We start from the raw sequence: 18,338 nt of genomic DNA, 5'->3' as shown, positions 1-18,338 counted from the left end.
GATGGTGCTTACGGCCTCAGCGACCGATCACATCATCCTCGACATCGTTCACATCAATTCCCAATGCGTCCAGCCCGGCTTCCAGATTGTCGGCCAGATGCGGTGTGCCCAGCAGGTAGTCGACGGTTGGCGTCGTGGCTTCCTGACGGGCCGTGTAAATCGCTTCACCCAGCTCCTCCGGCTCGAAACTGCCGCGCCCGACCCACATGATGCCGACCAGTTCCGATTGCTGATCCTCCCCCATGCGGTCGATAAAGGCCCGCAGTTCGCCCTCAGCCCGGCCCAGCTCCCGGGCCATCATCGCCACCTGTGCCACCTTGCGGACTGAGATCTCCAGCATTGCTCCATTCCTTCCGTTCGCTGCCTCAGCATATCAAACAGCAGGCAAAACACCTAAGTCTTTGATCTGAGGCAAACGGCAGGACACTCAGCCCGGCGCCTTTCCAAAGAGGGCAAGCCCGCTGCGGCGCCCGCGCAACAACTCAGGCGGCAGCGCAGTCCAACCGCTGCGCGCGGGCTCTGTTCCGGCCGCCTCCAGAACAGCTGCAGAAACGATCAATGCCAGCCCCTGCGCCTTGGTCAATTGCTCCAGCCGCGCAGCTGTGTTCACCGTGTCACCAAACACTGAGTACTCCAGCCGCTCCGGCGTGCCGGTCACGCCGGAAAACACCTCTCCCCAATGCACACCGATCCCTACGCCCAGCCCTGTATCTCCGGACTGTTCGCGCAAGCAGCGCCAGTCATGCATATGCGCAAGCAGCCCCTCGGCACAGTCCAGCGATCGTTCCGCCGCCCGGTCGCCCTCAAACAGAAGCATCGCAGCGTCGCCGATATACTTGTCTATCAGACCTTCGGTCCGGTCCGAGATCTCTTCCACCCGCTGTCTGAATTCAGTGATCAGACGGCTGACGTCCTGCGGCGCGCGCCCCTCGCACCAACTGGTAAAGCCGCGAATGTCGATGAACAGGACCGCCATCTCTTGCTGGCGACCTTCCTGCAGTGCTTCCAGCCCGCCGGACGCCAGCCTGCCCGCCAGCTGCCCAGGCAAGTAGCGGGTCAGATTAGCCTTCTGCCGAGCCTCCTCGATCGACCGGTGCAAAAGCCTCCGCATCCGCAGGGCCGCGACCACCAGAACACATCCTGCCAGCAGCACCATGAGAACACGGATCAGATTGGGCGGCGTTTCCATCGCCAGGCGCACACGTTCGGCTGCTTCCACAGAGATCAGGACCGGTTCCCAGAAAATCAGCCAAAGGAATCCTGATGCCACCAGCATCACCTGATATCCAAGCAGCATGGGGTTGAACCGCAGGACCCCGAATGCCAGCACCAGCGGTGCCATCCAGGCTGAGGGCATGGCAAAGGCCAGATCGCCCGGGAGGCCCGAATTCGCCAGCGAAAGCCAGGTGTTCAGGAACAGGAACACGCAATCTGCAGTCACTGCAGCCCAGATCATCCAGCGCCGGAACACCTCCTTGCGGATCGCCGCAAATGTCAGCACACCAACCGCCATATAGGACAGCAGCATCACTGCTGCCAAACCAATCTGGTGCCAAAGATAGCGTTGATCCACGGTCTGCACCGCATCAACGGCCAAAACCAACGCAGCCAGCAATCCGACAGACACAGCGATCCGCAGCAGCGCCACAATGCCCTCGGCCTCAACCTCTGCTGCACGCAGCAGGACGGTTTCCCGAACAGACCGGTCACGCTGCAGCAGAAGGTCTCGCATCTACTCTTCTGCCAGCAGCGCCACCTGGCGCGGCTCGACCTCGACCTGCCCCGGATCTTCCAGCTCAGCCCCCTGTGCAACCACCCCCATTGCTTCGAACCGGCGGGCCGACGGCAGCACACGCGATTCGAGCGACCCAACCGCCTTGTTGTAATTGTTTACAGAAGAGGACAGCGACCGCCCGACAGATGCAAGGTTCTTTGAAAAGGTCGACAAACGGTCATAAAGCTCCTTGGCGGACTTCTGCACTTCCAGTGCGTTTTCCGCCATCCGTTCCTGCTGCCAGCCATAGGCAATAGACTTTAGCAGCGCCATCAAAGTGGTCGGCGTGGCGATCAGAACCTTGTTTTCAAAGGCATATTCGATAAGCCCTGCATCTGCTTCCACCGCCGCGGACACAAAGGTTTCGCCGGGGATAAACATCACCACAAAATCGGGAGCGCCAGCCAACGTGCTTTGATAGGATTTCGATGCCAGCTGGCGCACATGGGTTTTGACGTGGCCGGCATGGCGGGCCAGGGCTGCCTGCTGCTGTTCCGGAACCTCGGCTTCCAGCGCATCCAAATAGCCCTCCAGCGGGGTTTTCGCGTCGACCACGATGCTTCTGCCCCCCGGAATATTGACCACTGCATCCGGGCGGCGCAGCCCGTCGTCCGTATCAACGCTTTTTTCCAGCTCGAAATCCACATGCTCGGCCATGCCGGCCATCTCAAACACCTGGCGCAGCTGCATCTCGCCCCAGCGGCCGCGTGTCTTGGGCGCGCGCAGGGCCTGCACCAGCTTGCGGGTTTCGCCGCCCAGCGCCGCCTGCCCCTCCGCCAGATGCTTCACCTGTGTCTGGATCGCGCCATAGGCCTCATTGCGCGCCTGTTCGATCTCTTTGATCCGCTCGCCGAACTGGCCCAGTTTCTGATCCAGCGGCTTGACCAAGCCTTCGATCGCAGCATGCCGTTTTGCCAGATCCTCATCCGCCAGCTGGCTGTGGGCCTGAAAGCGTTCGCTGACCAGGCTAAGAAAGCTCTCGGAATTCTGCTTCAGCACGCCTGAGGCCAAAGCGGCGAACTTGTGCTCCATCTGCTGGTTCATATGGTTCAGCTCTTCCAGCCGCGCCGCATGTTCCGCCCTTAGCGCCTGCACTTGCGCCTCTGCCTGATAGCGGCCTGCGCGCTCGTTCTCATGCACTCGGCGCAGGGTTGCCAGCTCGTCCGTCAGCTCCGGCAGCCGCGCGACTTCAGCCTTCAATCCTGCAATATGGCTGCGCTGATCTGCATTCACCTGCTCCAGCCGCCGTGCCATTGCGCGAAGCCGCAACCCGGCCAGTGCCAGCAGCACGACCAGTCCGGCCAGCCCGTACATGGCCCACAAAGTTTGATCCGGCGTCAAAGCCTGCCCTAAAATCACTGCTCGTCCTCCCTTTACCGGGGGTTCTTGCTCACGTGCGCCCGAACAGGCGCTCGATATCTGCCAGTTTCAATTCCACATAGGTGGGGCGGCCATGGTTGCACTGGCCGGAATGGGGCGTTGCCTCCATTTCGCGCAGCAGCGCATTCATCTCCTCGCCCCGCATCCGGCGCCCCGACCGGATCGAACCATGGCAGGCCACCCGGCTCAGGATCGCCTCGACCCTCGCTTGCACCAGCTGGCTTTCCCCCTGGTCCGACAACTCATCCAGGATGTCCTTGATCATCGCTTCAGCGTTGACTTCGCCCAGGATCGCCGGAGTTTCCCGCACAGCCACGGCATTGCCGCCAAAGGCTTCGATGCCCAGCCCGAATTTCGCCAACTCATCCGCTATGCTCAGCAGGCAGGCGCAGTCATTGTCGCTGAGCTCAACGATTTCAGGGATCAAAAGCGCCTGCGCGGCAACGCCATTCTCCGCCATCTGGCGTTTCAGTTTCTCATAAACCAGCCGCTCATGTGCTGCGTGCTGGTCAACAATGACCATCCCGTCGGCGGTCTGGGCGATGATGTAATTCTCATGCACCTGCCCGCGCGCCGCCCCCAATGGCAGGGCTTCGGCCCCGGGCGCGGCCCCCTCTGGCGCATCCGACGGCAGACCCGGGGCTATCGCAACCTCTGATGTGTCCGTCACCCGGCCGCTGTAGGCACCCGCCATTTCTGCAAAGCCGGGGGTCTCCGGCGGCTGATAAGCGGGGGCAGGCACAAAATCCTCTGGCCGCTGCCCGGCAAAGGATGCCGTCCGCGCGCTGATCGAAGGCCGGTCCATCTGATAGACCCGCGGCGTGCCGGTTGCGGTCGGTTGCTCTGCCTTCATTGCTCCCAGCGTGGCACCTGCCACGGTGGTTGACGCCCGGTGCCCCGCCTCTGCCAGCGCATGGCGCAGAGAGGAAACGATCAGGCCGCGCGCCAGGCCCGGATCACGGAACCGCACTTCGGATTTCGCCGGATGCACGTTCACATCCACCAGTTGCGGGTCACAGTCGATGAACAGCGCCGCCGCTGGATGCCGGTCCCGGCTGAGGAAATCGAAATAGGCCGCACGCAAGGCGCCGGTCAGCATCTTGTCCTTCACCGGCCTTGTGTTCACGAACAGAAACTGGGCCACCGCCGCACCACGCGAATAGGTCGGCAGCGCCGCATAACCATATAGCCGGATGCCCTCACGCGCTGCGTCGATCTTCAGCGCATTTTCGGCAAACTCGCGCCCCAGCACCGAGGCCAGACGCCCGTGCAGCGCATCGAACAGATCGCCGGACAAGGGATCGGCACGAAATGTCACCCGTCCCTCGCCGCCACCAGAAACGTCCCGCAGGGTGAACCCCACTGAAGGCTCCGCCATCGCCAGCCGTTTCACCGTGTCCGATATCGCCTGCGTCTCGGCCCGATCCGTGCGCATGAATTTGAGCCGCGCAGGCGTTGCAAAAAACAGATCACGCAGCTCGACGATGGTGCCTGCCCGCAAGGCTGCAGGCTTCACCGGTTCCAGCCTGCCGCCCGAGACCCGGATCTGTGCCGCCTCATGGCCCGCTGCCCGGCTGGTGATGGTCAGCCGTCCGACAGCCCCCAAGCTTGGCAGCGCCTCGCCGCGAAACCCAAACGTGTGGATGTTCAGCAGGTCCGATCCGTCGATCTTGGAAGTTGCATGACGGCTAAGCGCCAGCGGCAGGTCCTCTGGGGTCATGCCACAGCCGTCATCCGTTACCCGGATCAGCGTCTTGCCGCCATCGGCAATCTCTACCGTGACCCGGGTTGCTCCGGCATCAATGGCATTTTCCACCAGTTCCTTGACCGCCGAGGCCGGGCGCTCCACAACCTCGCCTGCCGCAATGCGGTTGATGGCGCTGTCATCCAGCTGGCGGATAACGGGACGCGCCTCTGCCTGTGGTTTTTCGCTGATATGGGGGTCTGCACTGCTCATACCGCTAAATTTAGCATGTATGGGCGATTCTGCCACCGGAATGCGCAGCCGCCCTGCATCTGCAGCATTAAACAGGAAATGCCCCCAACCAAACCCTGCCCCAGCGGTGTTCCGTACGGGTTCAGGCCGGGCAGCTTACATTTTTTGTCCATTCAGTCAAAAAACATACCCGCCTGCGGGGGTGCTCGCTTGCCAACATGCCGCACCCGTGCGATTTTCGCACGGAACTCTTCCGAGGATTTCCAATGGATAGCCACACCGCTGAACGAAGCGCACAGCTGCCGCAGCTGGCAGAGCCGCGCAATCCGGGCATGGAGCTGGACCTGGACTGGGTCGCCGCCGTGCAGGCCAATACGTCGGCCATCGAACGCCGCTGTGCCACCCTGCCGGGCCGCCGCAGCGTCAAGAAAGACCACCAGGCCGCCTGGCTGTTGAAGGCGATCAGCCTGATCGACCTCACCACCCTGTCCGGTGACGACACCGAGGGCCGGGTCCGCCGCCTCTGCGCCAAGGCGCGCCAGCCGGTCAGCCCGGAAATTCTGCGCGGCCTGGATATGGAAGGTCTCACCACCGGAGCGGTCTGCGTCTACCACGACATGATCCCGACCGCCGTCAAGGCGCTGGAAGGCACCGGCATTCCGGTCGCTGCGGTCTCCACCGGCTTCCCGGCGGGCCTGTCCCCTTTCCACCTGCGGGTGGCAGAGATTGAGGAAAGCGTCAAAGCAGGGGCCGAGGAAATCGACATCGTGATCACCCGCCGCCATGTGCTTCAGGGCAACTGGCAGGCGCTTTATGACGAGATGAAAGCCTTTCGCCAGGCCTGCGGCGACGCCCATGTAAAGGCAATCCTGGCCACCGGCGAGCTGGGCTCTTTGCGCAATGTGGCGCGTGCCTCGCTGGTCTGCATGATGGCCGGCGCCGATTTCATCAAGACTTCCACCGGCAAGGAAAGCGTCAACGCCACCCTGCCGGTGTCGCTGGTGATGATCCGCGCCATCCGCGACTATTATGACCACACCGGCTACCGCGTCGGCTACAAGCCCGCGGGCGGCATTTCCAAGGCCAAGGACGCGCTTGTTTACCTGTCGCTGATGAAGGATGAGCTGGGCGACCGCTGGCTGCAGCCCGATCTGTTCCGCTTTGGCGCTTCTTCGCTGCTGAACGACATTGAGCGCCAGCTGGAACACCATGTCACCGGGGCATACTCCGCCGGCTACCGCCACGCGATGGGGTGAGGCGCGCCCGGAAATCGCTTTAGTGGAGCGATTTCAGCGCTGAACGGGCGACGCCCCGGGAAAGGAAGAATGGCAATGACCATCAAAGAGATTTTCGACACCATGGACTACGGCCCCGCCCCCGAAAGCGCTGCTGAGGCACTGGCCTGGCTGGTCGATCAGGGCAGCCGTTTCGGCCATTTCATCAATGGCGAGTTCACCAGCCCGGGCGAAGGGTTCGACAGCAAGAACCCGGCAACGGGCGAGGTCCTGGCCACTCTGACCCAAGCTACGCAAGCGGATGTGGACGCGGCCGTCCAGGCCGCCCGCAAGGCGCAAACCGCCTGGGGCGGGCTTGGCGGGCATGGCCGGGCCAAACACCTCTATGCCATTGCCCGGCTGCTACAGAAGCATTCCCGCCTGTTCGCGGTGCTGGAAACACTGGACAACGGCAAGCCCATCCGCGAAAGCCGCGATATCGATATCCCCCTGGCGCAGCGGCACTTCTACTATCACGCCGGCATGGCCCAATTGATGCAGAGCGAGCTGCCGGGCGCCGAGGCTCTGGGCGTTTGCGGCCAGATCGTCCCCTGGAACTTCCCGCTGTTGATGCTGGCCTGGAAGATCGCGCCAGCCATCGCCATGGGCAACACCGTGGTACTGAAACCCGCTGAATACACATCCCTTACAGCACTGCTGTTTGCCGACATCTGCCGTCAGGCAGGCCTGCCAAAAGGTGTGGTGAACATCGTAACCGGCGACGGTGCCGTGGGTGAAATGATCACCGCAGCGGAGGTCGACAAGATCGCCTTCACCGGCTCTACCACTGTTGGCCGCAGGATCCGCGAAGCCACCGCGGGCAGCGGCAAGGCGCTGACGCTGGAACTGGGTGGCAAATCCCCCTACATCGTCTTTGACGACGCTGATATTGACTCAGCCATCGAAGGGCTGGTCGATGCGATCTGGTTCAATCAGGGCCAGGTCTGCTGCGCAGGCTCGCGCCTTCTGGTGCAGGAAGGCATTGCCGAGCGGTTCCACAGCAAGCTGAAAACGCGCATGGATGGCTTGCGCATTGGCAATCCGCTCGACAAATGCATCGACATTGGCGCCGTGGTCGACCCTGTGCAGCTGAACACCATCAGCGAAATGGTCGCTGCCAATACCGCAGGCACCCTGCATCAGGCCCAGGTCGAAATGCCCACAGGCGGCTGCTTCTACCCACCGACGCTGATCGAAGGTCTGACCCCTGCCGATCCGTTGATGCAGGAGGAAATCTTTGGCCCCGTCCTGGTTTCCTGCACCTTCCGCACCCCTGCCGAAGCGGTGGAGCTGGCCAACAACACCCGCTACGGTCTGGCCGCTACGGTCTGGACCGAAAACGTGAACCTTGCACTCGACATGGCACCAAAACTGGCTGCCGGCGTGGTCTGGATCAACGGCACCAATATGTTCGACGCCGCAGCCGGTTTTGGCGGAGTGCGTGAAAGCGGTTTCGGGCGCGAAGGCGGCTGGGAAGGCCTGGCCGCCTATACCCGCCCCAAAACCAAAGCCAAACCGCAGGTCAAGATCGAAGCCTTCGAAGGCAGCGGCGCATCTGTGGACCCGCTGGACCGCACCGCCAAGATGTATATCGGCGGCAAGCAAACCCGTCCGGACAGCGGCTACAGTCAGGCCATCCACGGCAAATCCGGCGCACTGCTGGGCCACGTTGGCCTTGCCAATCGCAAAGACCTGCGCAACGCGGTTGAGGCTGCAGCAGGCGCAGGCAAGTGGTCTGGAACGACCGGCCACCTACGGGCGCAGATCCTCTATTACATCGGTGAGAACCTCTCTGCCCGGGCAGAGGAATTTGCGGCGCGCATCAACGCCATGACCGGCAAAAAGACCGGCGCGACAGAGGTTGAGACCTCGATCCAGCGCCTGTTCACCGCCGCTGCCTGGGCCGACAAATACGACGGGCAGGTACATGGCGTTCCGATCCGCGGCGTGGCGTTGGCGATGAAGGAACCGGTCGGCGTGATCGGCGCCCTCTGTGCCGATGAAGCTCCGCTGCTGGGTCTGGTTTCCGCAATGGCGCCAGCCATTGCCATGGGCAATCGGGTGGTGCTGGCAGCTTCTGAACCCTTCCCGCTGGCGGCCACCGATTTCTATCAGGTGCTGGAGACCTCGGACGTGCCTGCAGGCGTGGTCAATATTCTGACCGGCAGCCATGCAGAGCTGGCCAAACCGCTGGCTTCGCACCTGAACCTGGACGCCGTCTGGAGCTTCTCCTCCTCAGATCTGTCGGCAGAGATCGAGACCGCATCCGCAGGCAATCTCAAGCGAACCTGGGTCAACAACAGAACTGCGATGGACTGGACCCAGGACCAGACCAAGCGCTTCCTGCAGGAGGCCACCGAGGTCAAGAACATCTGGGTGCCCTACGGCGAGTAACCCCGCAGGTTCATTGACACACCAAACGCCGTTCCAGTTGGGGCGGCGTTTTTCTTCCGGGGCAACCGCCCGCCCCCCAAGGCTTGGCTTGCGTCACGCAGCAACCGCCCGTGCACAGCACGGGCCACGCCCAAGGCCAAGGGCTGCCCGGCGAAGCCGGGGAGCCCGCGGGCGCGGGAGCACTTCGCGGTTTGACGATGCTGGAAGAAAAGAAAACGCCCGCTCCTGAACAGGAACGGGCGCTGAAAATCCGGGTCAAGCGCGGATTAGCGGCGGATACCCAGACGTTTGATCAGGTCCTGGTAACGGGCCTCATCTTTGCCTTTAGTGTAATCCAGCAGCTTGCGGCGCTGAGCAACCATCTTCAGGAGGCCACGGCGACCGTGGTTGTCCTTCTTGTGGGTTTTGAAGTGCTCAGTCAGGGTGTTGATGCGCGAGGTCAGGATTGCAACCTGGACTTCCGGGGAACCGGTGTCGCCGTCTTTGGTTGCGAATTCTTTCATCAGGCGTGTTTTTTCTTCAGCTGTGATCGACATCGGGGTCTCCTTCGTAAGGTTAGAGTGGATGGCGCAGGCCGGGATGTCGTCCAGCACAGGCCCATGGAGAAATCCGCCGCAGAATCGCAGCAGATGCGCGCATATATGATGTTTCCTCTACAAAGGCAAAGGATATATAGGCTGTAGCGCCCAGTTGGCCCAGCCTATTGCGGCAGCATCCCGGCAGCTGCTGCCGATGCGGTGTCGATCAGCACCAAATCTGATGCCGTCATGCCTTCGGCCCCGGAAACACGTAAAACCGGTTCGCCACCCACCAGAATCAGCTGCTCATCTTCGGCATCCGGGTTTGCCTGAACCTCCACCGAGGGCTCCGCGCCGTTCTCGAAATCCCACACCAGCACCAGCTGGTCCTCTGCAGCACTGTAATCCATCAGCTGCACAGTCTCTGCGGTGCCGGTCCAGCTGCCGGTTGCAAACAGATCTGCGCCCTCTCCACCGGTCAGCACATCCCCCGCACCAGCGATCAGCGTATCATCGCCGTCGCCGCCGTTCACGAAATCCTGCTCTGCGCCGTCCCCGGCACCGGAGACCACATCGTCGCCGGTGCCACCAAAAAGCGCATCTTGGCCTGCGCCGCCATTCAGGCTGTCATCACCGTCATTTCCGTGCAAAGAATCCGCGCCGCTGCCGCCCTCCAGCATGTCCTGATCCTGGCCGCCATGCAGCACATCTCCGCCGCTGCCACCCAAAAGACTGTCGGCTCCGAAATGCCCATAAAGGCTGTCCGCCCCCTCGCCGCCCTGCAGCACATCGGCACCCTCCTCGCCGTGCAGCAGATCACCGCCGCCACCGCCAAGCAAACTGTCCTCTCCGGAGTTGCCATGCAGCACATCGTTGCCCGCGCCGCCATCCAGCCAGTCATCGCCGCCGTAGCCGCCGATCTGGTCATCACCGACGCCGCCGCTTATGCAATCCGCCTGCCCGCTGCCGGCCAGAACGTCGCCGTCGCCGGTCCCTGCTATTGTGTCGCCTTCGCTGACCTCGACCATCGCTGCATCACCGCCAGGCTCGATGAAATCATCGCCCAACCCGTCGCCTTCAGCCTCCGGAAGTAACGATGCTCCGTCGCCTTCGTCATCAGCGCTCCCAGTTTCTGTCAAGACCGCGCCACCAACCGCCACAAGTCCCAGCATGCCTGCCAGCCACAACATCGCTACTCACCCTCAAAACATCACACTCATTGGAAGCACAGTCTCATGATTGCACCGCACAGCGCAAAACAAAACAGGAACATCGGTTAATGGATCGATCCGGTCAGCAACCTTTTCATTCCCGCCACAATTGTGGCTGTTGGCTGTAGGCGATGTATAACGGGTGTTTTGGATGGCCCGCCTTGCTGAGCCCAAGGTGATGAAGCTGCTTGCCTGTTGCCCGCAGCGCCTCTTCCACCCGCGCGCCCTGGCCGCGATGTTCGCCATGGGTGCCCCAGGCGCAGATAACCGTATCGGCCCATGCCATGCCTTCAAGGATGGCCGCCATGTTCTCCGCCCCCTCAGGTTCGTCCAACCTGCGCATTTCTAGCGGGTCGGTGACTCTGCAGGCAAAGATATTGGCCGCCCGGAACCCGCCAAACCCCAATGCACGGGCGCGGCGTTCGCAGCGTTCGATGGTTGGGTCGTTCTGAACTTCGGTTGCAGTCGAAGGATTCAGCATCACGAACAGCACCCGCTGCCCTTCCGGATCCCACACCCGGGTCAGGCTGTAGCGGTAGGTTTCGCAATCAGAATAGACCGCGGTTGAGGGCGCATCGCCCTTGGTGTGGCTGCGGATGATCATGGCAGCGGTTCTAGAACGGCCGGGTCTGTATTCCAACCTAGCTTCCCGCATCTTGAAACAGATTTTCGGGCACATGTTTGCCGCACGGGCTTCGACCTGACGGAGGTACGCGTAATGGAACTTCTCATCTTTCTTGTACTTGCAGGTTCCACCTTGGCGGCCGGTTTCGGCGTGGCTGACAATTCTGATGAAGAAACCGGCGAACAAGCTGTACCGGAGAAGCAGGTCGAATCTGAAACACCCGTAGCCCCCGCTCCGCAGCCCGAAATCACCGCATTGTCCGGCACAGTCGGCACCTATGACATCCAGGATGGCGGAGACGGGAATAGCACTCTGATCAGCATGGATGGCATTGCCATTGTTACATTGCCCGGGGATCAGTCAGAGGTCAGTATTGCTTTATATGACGACCAATCCATTGATGAAAACCGCTGGAGGGATGCGCCGGGCAATGCGATCAGCGCAGAGGATGGCGCCCAAGCCAGTATCATTCTGACCCCGCAGAAATACGACGCCGTGTTCGGAAAATGGGTCGGCCAGCCCTGCGGAGCCAAGGTTGAGAGTCACCTGCGAGAAATAGGTCAGTCATGCTGCCGCAATGTTTCGCGCGCGAAACATCCGGTCACACATGCTGACCTGAAAACTCACACTCTGTTAACCATTATTTTCGCCCTGGTTGAACACCCGGCTGGGGTGCAGCGAGCCGGATTTGTAGACGCCAACCGCAACCGCCCGGCCATCCATAGACGCCCAGGCTTCATCGCCGTAGTCCACTTCATCGCCGCCCGGCATCACCATGCCCGGATTGCCGTTGCGCAGTTTCACTGCGCCCTCAGGGGTGCATTTCATTTCCGGCAGATCCGCCAGGCCTTCCTCCAGCGGGCGAATGTACTGGTCCAGATCCGGAGTGCGGGCCAGACGCCCAATCTCTTCGAGAGAAATGCCATCCTCAGCTGCATCAAAGGGGCCAGACCAGATCCGGCGCAACTCTTTCACATGGGCGTGGCAGCCCAGCGCCGCCCCCAGGTCGCGGGCGATGGAACGGACATAGCCGCCCTTGCCGCAGGTCATTTCCAGCACCACGTGATCAACGTCAGGGCGGTCCAGCATGATCAGCTCCTCGACCCAGAGCGGGCGGGCCTCAATCTGCACATCCTCGCCATCGCGGGCAAGCTTATATGCGCGCTGACCATCAATCTTCACCGCAGAGAATTTGGGCGGCACCTGCATGATCTCACCCAGGAAGGGCAGCAGCGCTTCCTTGATCTGCGCATCCGCGGGGCGCTCGCTGCTCTCTGCGATCACCTCCCCCTCGGCGTCATCGGTGTTGGTCGCCTGCCCCAGCCGCACGGTGAACGTATAGGCCTTCAGCGCGTCAGTGATATAGGGCACGGTCTTGGTCGCCTCGCCCAGCGCCACGGCCAGAACGCCGGTTGCTTCGGGGTCAAGGGTGCCTGCATGGCCGGCCTTCTTGGCCTCCAGCGCCCAGCGCACCTTGTTCACGACCGCGGTACTGGTCAGCCCTGCGGGCTTGTCCACCACCAGCCAGCCGGAAATATCGCGCCCTTTGCGTTTGCGTGCCATGCATCGTCCCCATGTATACGTGAGGCGCGCCGGTTACCGGATCGCCGGGACAGTGTCAATTTAGCAAATGTTCAGGTTCCGAGGGAAGCGCCCATTGCCACATCACCGGCCCGTGCTTGCTCCCGGCACCATGTGGCGCTAGGCAGGCGCCCATGGCCGTATCAAGCGAATACACCCCGCCGCAGGAGCCGTTGGAGATCCTGCACCATGACGCCGAGCTTCTGGCCGTGAACAAGCCTGCCGGCCTGCTGTCGGTGCCGGGGCGCGGGGACCATCTGGCCGACTGCCTGATCAGCCGCATCCAGACGGTGTTTCCCGAGGCGCTGCTGGTGCATCGGCTGGATCGGGATACCTCCGGTGTAATGGTGTTTGGCCTGACGCCGCATGCGCAGCGCCATCTGTCGATGCAGTTCGAAAAACGCAGCGCGAAAAAGGCTTATGTGGCGCGGGTGGCGGACAGGCTGGAGCCGCGCAGCGGCACTGTCGATCTGCCGCTGATCGTTGACTGGCCAAACCGGCCAAAGCAGATGGTCTGTCATGAGACCGGCAAGCCAGCCGTCACCGACTGGCGAGTCATGAAGTATGAAGAAGACGCCACAAGGGTGCGGCTGACGCCGAAAACCGGGCGTTCGCACCAATTGCGGGTGCATATGCTGTCACTGGGCCACGCCATTCTTGGCGACCCGCTTTATGCCAGCGGTGCAGCACTGGAGCATCCGCGCCTGATGCTGCATTCCGAAGAGCTGCGGATCAAGCACCCGGACAGTGGCGAATCGCTGAAATTCCGGGTGAAGCCTGAATTCTGAAGCAGGCTCCGGGGGACGGCGGCGCCATCACCATCCTGGACTGCATGTCAGGCTGCAGCGCGTCATACTGATGCAAATGACCACCCGGGAACTGACCCGGCTTTCAGTTTGTGCGCGCCCCGCCCGTGCGCAGCACGGGCCACGCCCAAGCCGGTGGGCAGCCCGGCGCAGCCGGGGAGCTCTCAGGCGCGGGAGCATCACCGCTGTTAACGCCCTAAAACAGAAAAGCCGCCCAGGCAGGCGGCTTTCAGTCGTTTTCAAAACAGCGGTCTTACTCGGCAGCCCAGCCGCCAACGGCTTTCACTTCGAGGAAATCCTCGATACCCCATTTGCCGCCCTCGCGGCCCTTGCCGGACTGCTTCATGCCGCCAAACGGGGACCCTGCTGAACGGGACTGGCCATTCATCTCCACCATGCCGGAGCGCAAAGCGCGCGCCATGCGATTGGCGCGGGCGCCGTCCTGGGTCTGCACATAGTTGGTAAGACCATAGGGCGTATCGTTGGAAATCTCGATCGCTTCCTCTTCACTCTCAAAGGGAATGATCGTCAACACCGGGCCAAAGATTTCCTCGCGGGCGATGGTCATCTGATTGTTCACATCGGCAAAGACCGTGGGCTTTACATAGTAGCCTTTGTTCAGCCCATCCGGACGGCCGGTGCCACCGGCCACCAGCTTGGCACCCTCGTCGATGCCCGCCTGGATCATATCCTGGATCTTGTTCCACTGCAGCTCATTGACCACAGGGCCAATGTGGCGGCCTTCCCGGTCAGCCGGGCCGACCTCGACATTGGCTGCCACTTCCGCAGCTTCGGCAACCACGCGATCATAGATGCTGTTCTGCACCAGCATCCGGCTGGGCGCGTTGCAGCTCTGGCCGGTATTCTGCATCATGTGCAGCACGCCGCGCTTCACTGCCTTTTCATCGGCATCTTCAAAGACCACATTGGCGCCTTTGCCACCGAGCTCCAGATCCACCTTCTTCAGCGTCGGAGCCGCTGCCTGAGTGATTGCAATGCCTGCACGGGTGGAACCGGTGAAGGAGATCATGTCCACATCCGGATGGGTGGTCAGTTGCGAACCGACACCCGGGCCGTCTCCGTTCACCAGATTGAAGACACCGGCCGGGAAACCGGCCTCATCCATCAGCTCGGCAAAGATCATGGCGTTGAGAGGGCTCTGCTCTGAGGGCTTCAGCACCATGGTGCAGCCTGCAACAGCCGCCGCACCGACCTTGAGCGTCACCTGGTTCATCGGCCAGTTCCACGGTGTGATCAGGGCGCAGACGCCCACTGCCTCGTGAATAATGCGGTCGTTCGGGCTGCGGTCGTTCAACGGTGCGTCAAAGGGAAACTCCTTGGCCGCAGTGATGAAGTTGCGCAGATGCCAGCTGCCGGCACCAACCTGCGACGCCCGGGACATGTCGATCGGCGCGCCCATTTCCAGCGACATCGCCTGGGCCAGATCCTCGGCGCGGGCTTCATAGACGTCGACCAGCTTTTCGACCAGCGCGATGCGCTCTTCCACCGGGGTGGCCATCCAGCCCGGCAGCGCGGCCTTGGCCGCGGCAACGGCCGCGTTGGTGTCAGCTTCGGCCCCCAGCGAGATCACTGCGCAGGGGTCTTCAGTCGAGGGGTTGATCACCTCAAAATCACTGGTGGCAGAGGGGGCGACCCACTGGCCGTTGATGTAAAAGTCGCGTTTCTCGATCATCTGGGCTCTCCCAATTCAGATGTTCTTGCCCGGCCCTCAGCCGGTTTGGCGGTCACTGTGTCACTAGGCCGACGGGGGGGCAAGAGGCTTTGGTTGCGTGATTTGATCAAATTATGGGCATGTCGGTCAGCACCGCATATTGGAACCTTGCAACAGCTTGCTGCATAAGGAATTTGCAGAATTTACGTGGCATCCCAGGCTGAGGACTGTATCGTCGCAGCAGAACACCTGGGACGCTTTTGAGCGACTCGAAAACCGCCAGGAAAAGAAAACAACCCGACACAACAACCTGACTAGGAGGAAAATGCCATGGGTTTGCGCATTAATGACGTGGTTCCGGACTTCACTGCTGAAACTGATCAGGGCAGCATTACCTTTCACGACTGGATCGGCGACAGCTGGGCGATTCTGTTTTCCCACCCCAAAGATTTCACCCCGGTCTGCACCACTGAGTTTTCGGCCGTTGCACAGCTGAATGACGAATGGGCCAAGCGCAACACAAAGGTCATCGGTGTTTCCGTCGATGGCGTAGAAGAGCACAAGGGCTGGAAGAAAGACATCGAAAGCTACGGCAATGCCGCAGCTGGCTTCCCGATCATCGCTGATGGCAGCCTGGAAGTGTCCAAACTGTATGACATGCTGCCTGCAGACGCTTATCTGCCTGACGGCCGCACCCCTGCAGACAGCGCCACCGTGCGGTCGGTCTTCATCATCGGCCCCGACAAACAGCTGAAACTGTCGATGACCTACCCAATGACCGTAGGCCGCAACTTTGCCGAGATCCTGCGGGCGCTGGATGGTCTGCAAATGTCGACCAAAGGCGTGGCCACTCCGGCCAACTGGGTGCCGGGCGAAGACGTGATCATCCCGCCTGCCGTGTCGAATGAAGATGCCAAAGCGAAGTTCGGCGCGTTCGAAACCGTCTTCCCCTACCTGCGCAAAACAAAAGCGCCGGAATAACACGCTCAAACAGGCGGCTGCGCACGAGCTCCTGTGCAGCCGCCTTTGTTTCGACGGGACGCAGCCGTTTTAGACAGCCGGAAATCCGGTGCTTTTTCGCGGCGGAGAGTTTCGGCTTCTTCGGTGATGGCAGCACCAAACGCCCCGTCCAGGCTGCGGGCAAAGCGGATGGTCGTTTCTGACCCTTTTTCGTCCAGCCAGCATGGGGATTTTTTCAAGAAAGCGGTTCCGAATAGACGGCGCATCAGTTCCGGTTGCACATAGCTGGCCCCCTGGAGCGCGACGGCAGTGAGCAAAAAATCTCTCAAGGCTTCAGCCGGTGCTTTCTCTGCCAGAAGTCGGTCTCTGAGCGCACTCAGCCGTGGGCGCTCCAGCAAAACCGCATTGCGGACAGCGTCTTGCAGCTCCTCTTGCGAAAATCCGGCCAGATGCTGGTCCAGAAGGCCAGGATCGCTGGTCATGCCATGGCTGTAGCCACTGGACGTGATCCACTGGCTCAGGCCGATTTCTCCGCGGCGCACCGTCACCTTCTTGTCGCTGGTCAGCGGGAAACGTTGCCAGAATTTGACAAATTTGGGGTCAGCCATCAACCGGCCCGACATCATCAGCGCAAAGGAACAATAGTGGAAATTTCGATGGGAGGTGCTGTAACCCCATTGGATGCTCCGGAAATCCTCTGGATCCACACGAGGATGGCCGTAATTCGATACCGCCCCGGTAAAGTCCAGCCCGGTCTTTTCCGCCTCCACCAGCCAGTCCTGCGCCCCTGGCAGCGGGAACCACGAGGAATCGTTGAGAAGAACCAGCCGGTCAATCCGCGCGGACTTCTCCTTTGCCAGCAAGATGCCGTCACGGTATCCACCAAAGTCGTAACCGTAATTGGGCCGTTCCAGGCACAGCCAGCACCGGTCCAGAATCTTGCTGCGGTCGCCGTCAGTAAGCGGCAAGTTTGAAACCACCAAAGGTGCATAGCCGCAGGAAACGAGGTATTTCAGAGCTTCGACATGCGACGCCAGAACACCCTGGCTGGGAAAAATAAGATAAACAGCAATCCGCGGATTATGCGCCAGGCGGCCCACAGTGCACTGCGAGTTCTTGGCCAGAAACCAGTCGTAATACTTGTTGCCAAACAGGAAAGTCCCCACCCGGCTGGGCAAAAGCTTTAGCTGTGCCAGCGGGCGCTTCAGCTCTCTGGTAATCTTCCAAAGCGGGGGCAGTTTCATCTTCTCTGGCCTCTTATAGTCTTCCAGGATCTAGCGTTTTCAGGCCAGTTCTTAAATCCAGGGCGGCAGCCTGTCGGCAGTTTGAGCCTGGCAGCTGCTGAGGATCGCGCGAAAGTAATACCAAGCCTTCGCCCGCTTGCGCGCCGACAGGAGGTTGAGCGGCGATATCAGCTGCAACGCGGCCTCTCCAAGTGCCCGCAGGAACCCAAATCTCTGACCATGCTTGCGCGCCGCGTAGACCCGCGACTGCCCCATATACCACGCTTTGAGTGCCGCCGTTCTGGCGGAACGTTCGGTGGAATGCCCCAGCAAATGCCGGACTTGCGCAGCATAGACATACCGCAACGGACCGCACTTTGATTTCAGGCGCAAGCTCAGATCATCGTCTTCGTGAAACAGGAATATCTTGGGGTCGAACCCCCCAACCTGTTCAAAGGCGGAACGGCGCACTAACAGCGCCCCGCCGGAAAGAACCGGCACTTCCCCGTCCTGTTTGGCGGCATCGCGGCCCAGCCAAAGTGATCTGGGGATCAACTTGCTCCGGCGCTTGAAGAACAGCGACCCATCTCCCTTGACGATGCGCGTGTTAAAGGCGGAAGCTTCCGGATGGATGTCAGCAGCCATCAGCAGCTGCTCCAGCGTGTCAGGAAACAGCTCGGCGTCCGGATTTACGAAAAACAGGAATTCGGTATCCGCCTGCGCAGCCCCCTGGTTGCAGGCGCGGCCAAAGCCGGTGTTTTCAGAATTGGCAATGAAGCGGGCGCCATGTTCGGCGGCCAGAGCCCGGGTTTTTTCCGCATCCCGTGACGCATTGTCGACCAGAACAACGGGGACTCCGGCTGGAATAGAGCGCAGCAGCTGCGCTGCGATTTCCGACGAATTGAACGTCACCGTGATGATGGAAATACGGGAAGTCATAAGCTGGCTCACAAGTGTCCCGGCAGAAATTGAATAGCCCGGGGC

The 18,338-nt window shown here is 61.2% G+C and carries 15 protein-coding genes; 4 read left to right on the top strand and 11 right to left on the bottom strand.

What is annotated here, in order from left to right; all coding sequences use genetic code 11:
* Positions 1–16: 16 nt before the first annotated feature.
* From ACP151_RS04750 to mutL, 4 genes are all read right to left on the bottom strand, one after another.
* Positions 17–340, bottom strand: coding sequence for a DUF3775 domain-containing protein (locus tag ACP151_RS04750; RefSeq protein WP_424977712.1), 324 nt, complete (start codon positions 338–340; stop codon positions 17–19).
* An 87-nt stretch (positions 341–427) separates the two neighbouring features.
* Positions 428–1,732 (bottom strand): adenylate/guanylate cyclase domain-containing protein, encoded by a 1,305-nt coding sequence (locus tag ACP151_RS04745; protein WP_424977711.1) that lies wholly within the window; start codon positions 1,730–1,732, stop codon positions 428–430.
* Positions 1,733–3,133, bottom strand: coding sequence for a DNA recombination protein RmuC (rmuC, locus tag ACP151_RS04740; protein WP_424977710.1), 1,401 nt, complete (start codon positions 3,131–3,133; stop codon positions 1,733–1,735).
* A gap of 31 nt (positions 3,134–3,164) precedes the next feature.
* Positions 3,165–5,111 carry a DNA mismatch repair endonuclease MutL gene (mutL, locus tag ACP151_RS04735; RefSeq protein ID WP_424977709.1) on the bottom strand — a complete coding sequence of 649 codons (1,947 nt, stop codon included), beginning with the start codon at positions 5,109–5,111 and terminating at the stop codon, positions 3,165–3,167.
* Positions 5,112–5,356: 245 nt separating this feature from the next.
* On the opposite strand from mutL, the gene deoC reads away from it, so the two are divergent.
* Both deoC and ACP151_RS04725 read left to right on the top strand, forming a co-directional pair.
* Entirely contained in the window at positions 5,357–6,346 is a 990-nt protein-coding gene (deoC, locus tag ACP151_RS04730) for a deoxyribose-phosphate aldolase (protein WP_424977708.1), read from the top strand.
* A 75-nt stretch (positions 6,347–6,421) separates the two neighbouring features.
* A complete protein-coding gene (locus tag ACP151_RS04725) occupies positions 6,422–8,758 on the top strand; it encodes an aldehyde dehydrogenase family protein (protein ID WP_424977707.1) in 2,337 nt (778 codons plus the stop codon).
* 266 nt (positions 8,759–9,024) lie between these two features.
* Here ACP151_RS04725 and rpsO read toward each other — a convergent pair whose 3' ends face one another.
* From rpsO to truB, 4 genes are all read right to left on the bottom strand, one after another.
* Positions 9,025–9,294: a 30S ribosomal protein S15 gene (gene rpsO / locus ACP151_RS04720; RefSeq protein ID WP_024088374.1), complete on the bottom strand. Its 270-nt coding sequence runs from the start codon at positions 9,292–9,294 to the stop codon at positions 9,025–9,027.
* Between the two features lie 164 nt (positions 9,295–9,458).
* Positions 9,459–10,448 (bottom strand): calcium-binding protein, encoded by a 990-nt coding sequence (locus ACP151_RS04715; RefSeq protein ID WP_424977706.1) that lies wholly within the window; start codon positions 10,446–10,448, stop codon positions 9,459–9,461.
* A 133-nt stretch (positions 10,449–10,581) separates the two neighbouring features.
* On the bottom strand, positions 10,582–11,091 hold the full coding sequence (locus ACP151_RS04710) for a DUF1643 domain-containing protein (protein ID WP_424977705.1): 510 nt from the start codon (positions 11,089–11,091) through the stop codon (positions 10,582–10,584).
* Positions 11,092–11,745: 654 nt separating this feature from the next.
* On the bottom strand, positions 11,746–12,675 hold the full coding sequence (truB, locus tag ACP151_RS04705; protein ID WP_424977704.1) for a tRNA pseudouridine(55) synthase TruB: 930 nt from the start codon (positions 12,673–12,675) through the stop codon (positions 11,746–11,748).
* Between the two features lie 152 nt (positions 12,676–12,827).
* On the opposite strand from truB, the gene ACP151_RS04700 reads away from it, so the two are divergent.
* Positions 12,828–13,481, top strand: coding sequence for an RluA family pseudouridine synthase (locus ACP151_RS04700; protein ID WP_424977703.1), 654 nt, complete (start codon positions 12,828–12,830; stop codon positions 13,479–13,481).
* A 271-nt stretch (positions 13,482–13,752) separates the two neighbouring features.
* Here ACP151_RS04700 and ACP151_RS04695 read toward each other — a convergent pair whose 3' ends face one another.
* Positions 13,753–15,192 (bottom strand): aldehyde dehydrogenase family protein, encoded by a 1,440-nt coding sequence (locus tag ACP151_RS04695; RefSeq protein WP_424977702.1) that lies wholly within the window; start codon positions 15,190–15,192, stop codon positions 13,753–13,755.
* 309 nt (positions 15,193–15,501) lie between these two features.
* Between ACP151_RS04695 and ACP151_RS04690 the strand changes: the two genes are divergently transcribed.
* Entirely contained in the window at positions 15,502–16,152 is a 651-nt protein-coding gene (locus ACP151_RS04690; protein WP_424977701.1) for a peroxiredoxin, read from the top strand.
* A 5-nt stretch (positions 16,153–16,157) separates the two neighbouring features.
* On the opposite strand, the gene ACP151_RS04685 is transcribed toward ACP151_RS04690, so the two are convergent.
* Positions 16,158–17,375, bottom strand: coding sequence for a rhamnan synthesis F family protein (locus ACP151_RS04685; protein ID WP_424977700.1), 1,218 nt, complete (start codon positions 17,373–17,375; stop codon positions 16,158–16,160).
* A gap of 51 nt (positions 17,376–17,426) precedes the next feature.
* Positions 17,427–18,293, bottom strand: coding sequence for a glycosyltransferase family 2 protein (locus ACP151_RS04680; protein ID WP_424977699.1), 867 nt, complete (start codon positions 18,291–18,293; stop codon positions 17,427–17,429).
* Between the last annotated feature and the right edge of the window lie 45 nt (positions 18,294–18,338).

It is taken from the genome of Leisingera sp. S232, from assembly GCF_049800895.1.
Lineage (GTDB): Bacteria > Pseudomonadota > Alphaproteobacteria > Rhodobacterales > Rhodobacteraceae > Leisingera.
The sequence above is the reverse complement of the archived record's forward strand: the minus strand, read 5'-3'. Positions and strand labels throughout refer to the sequence as shown.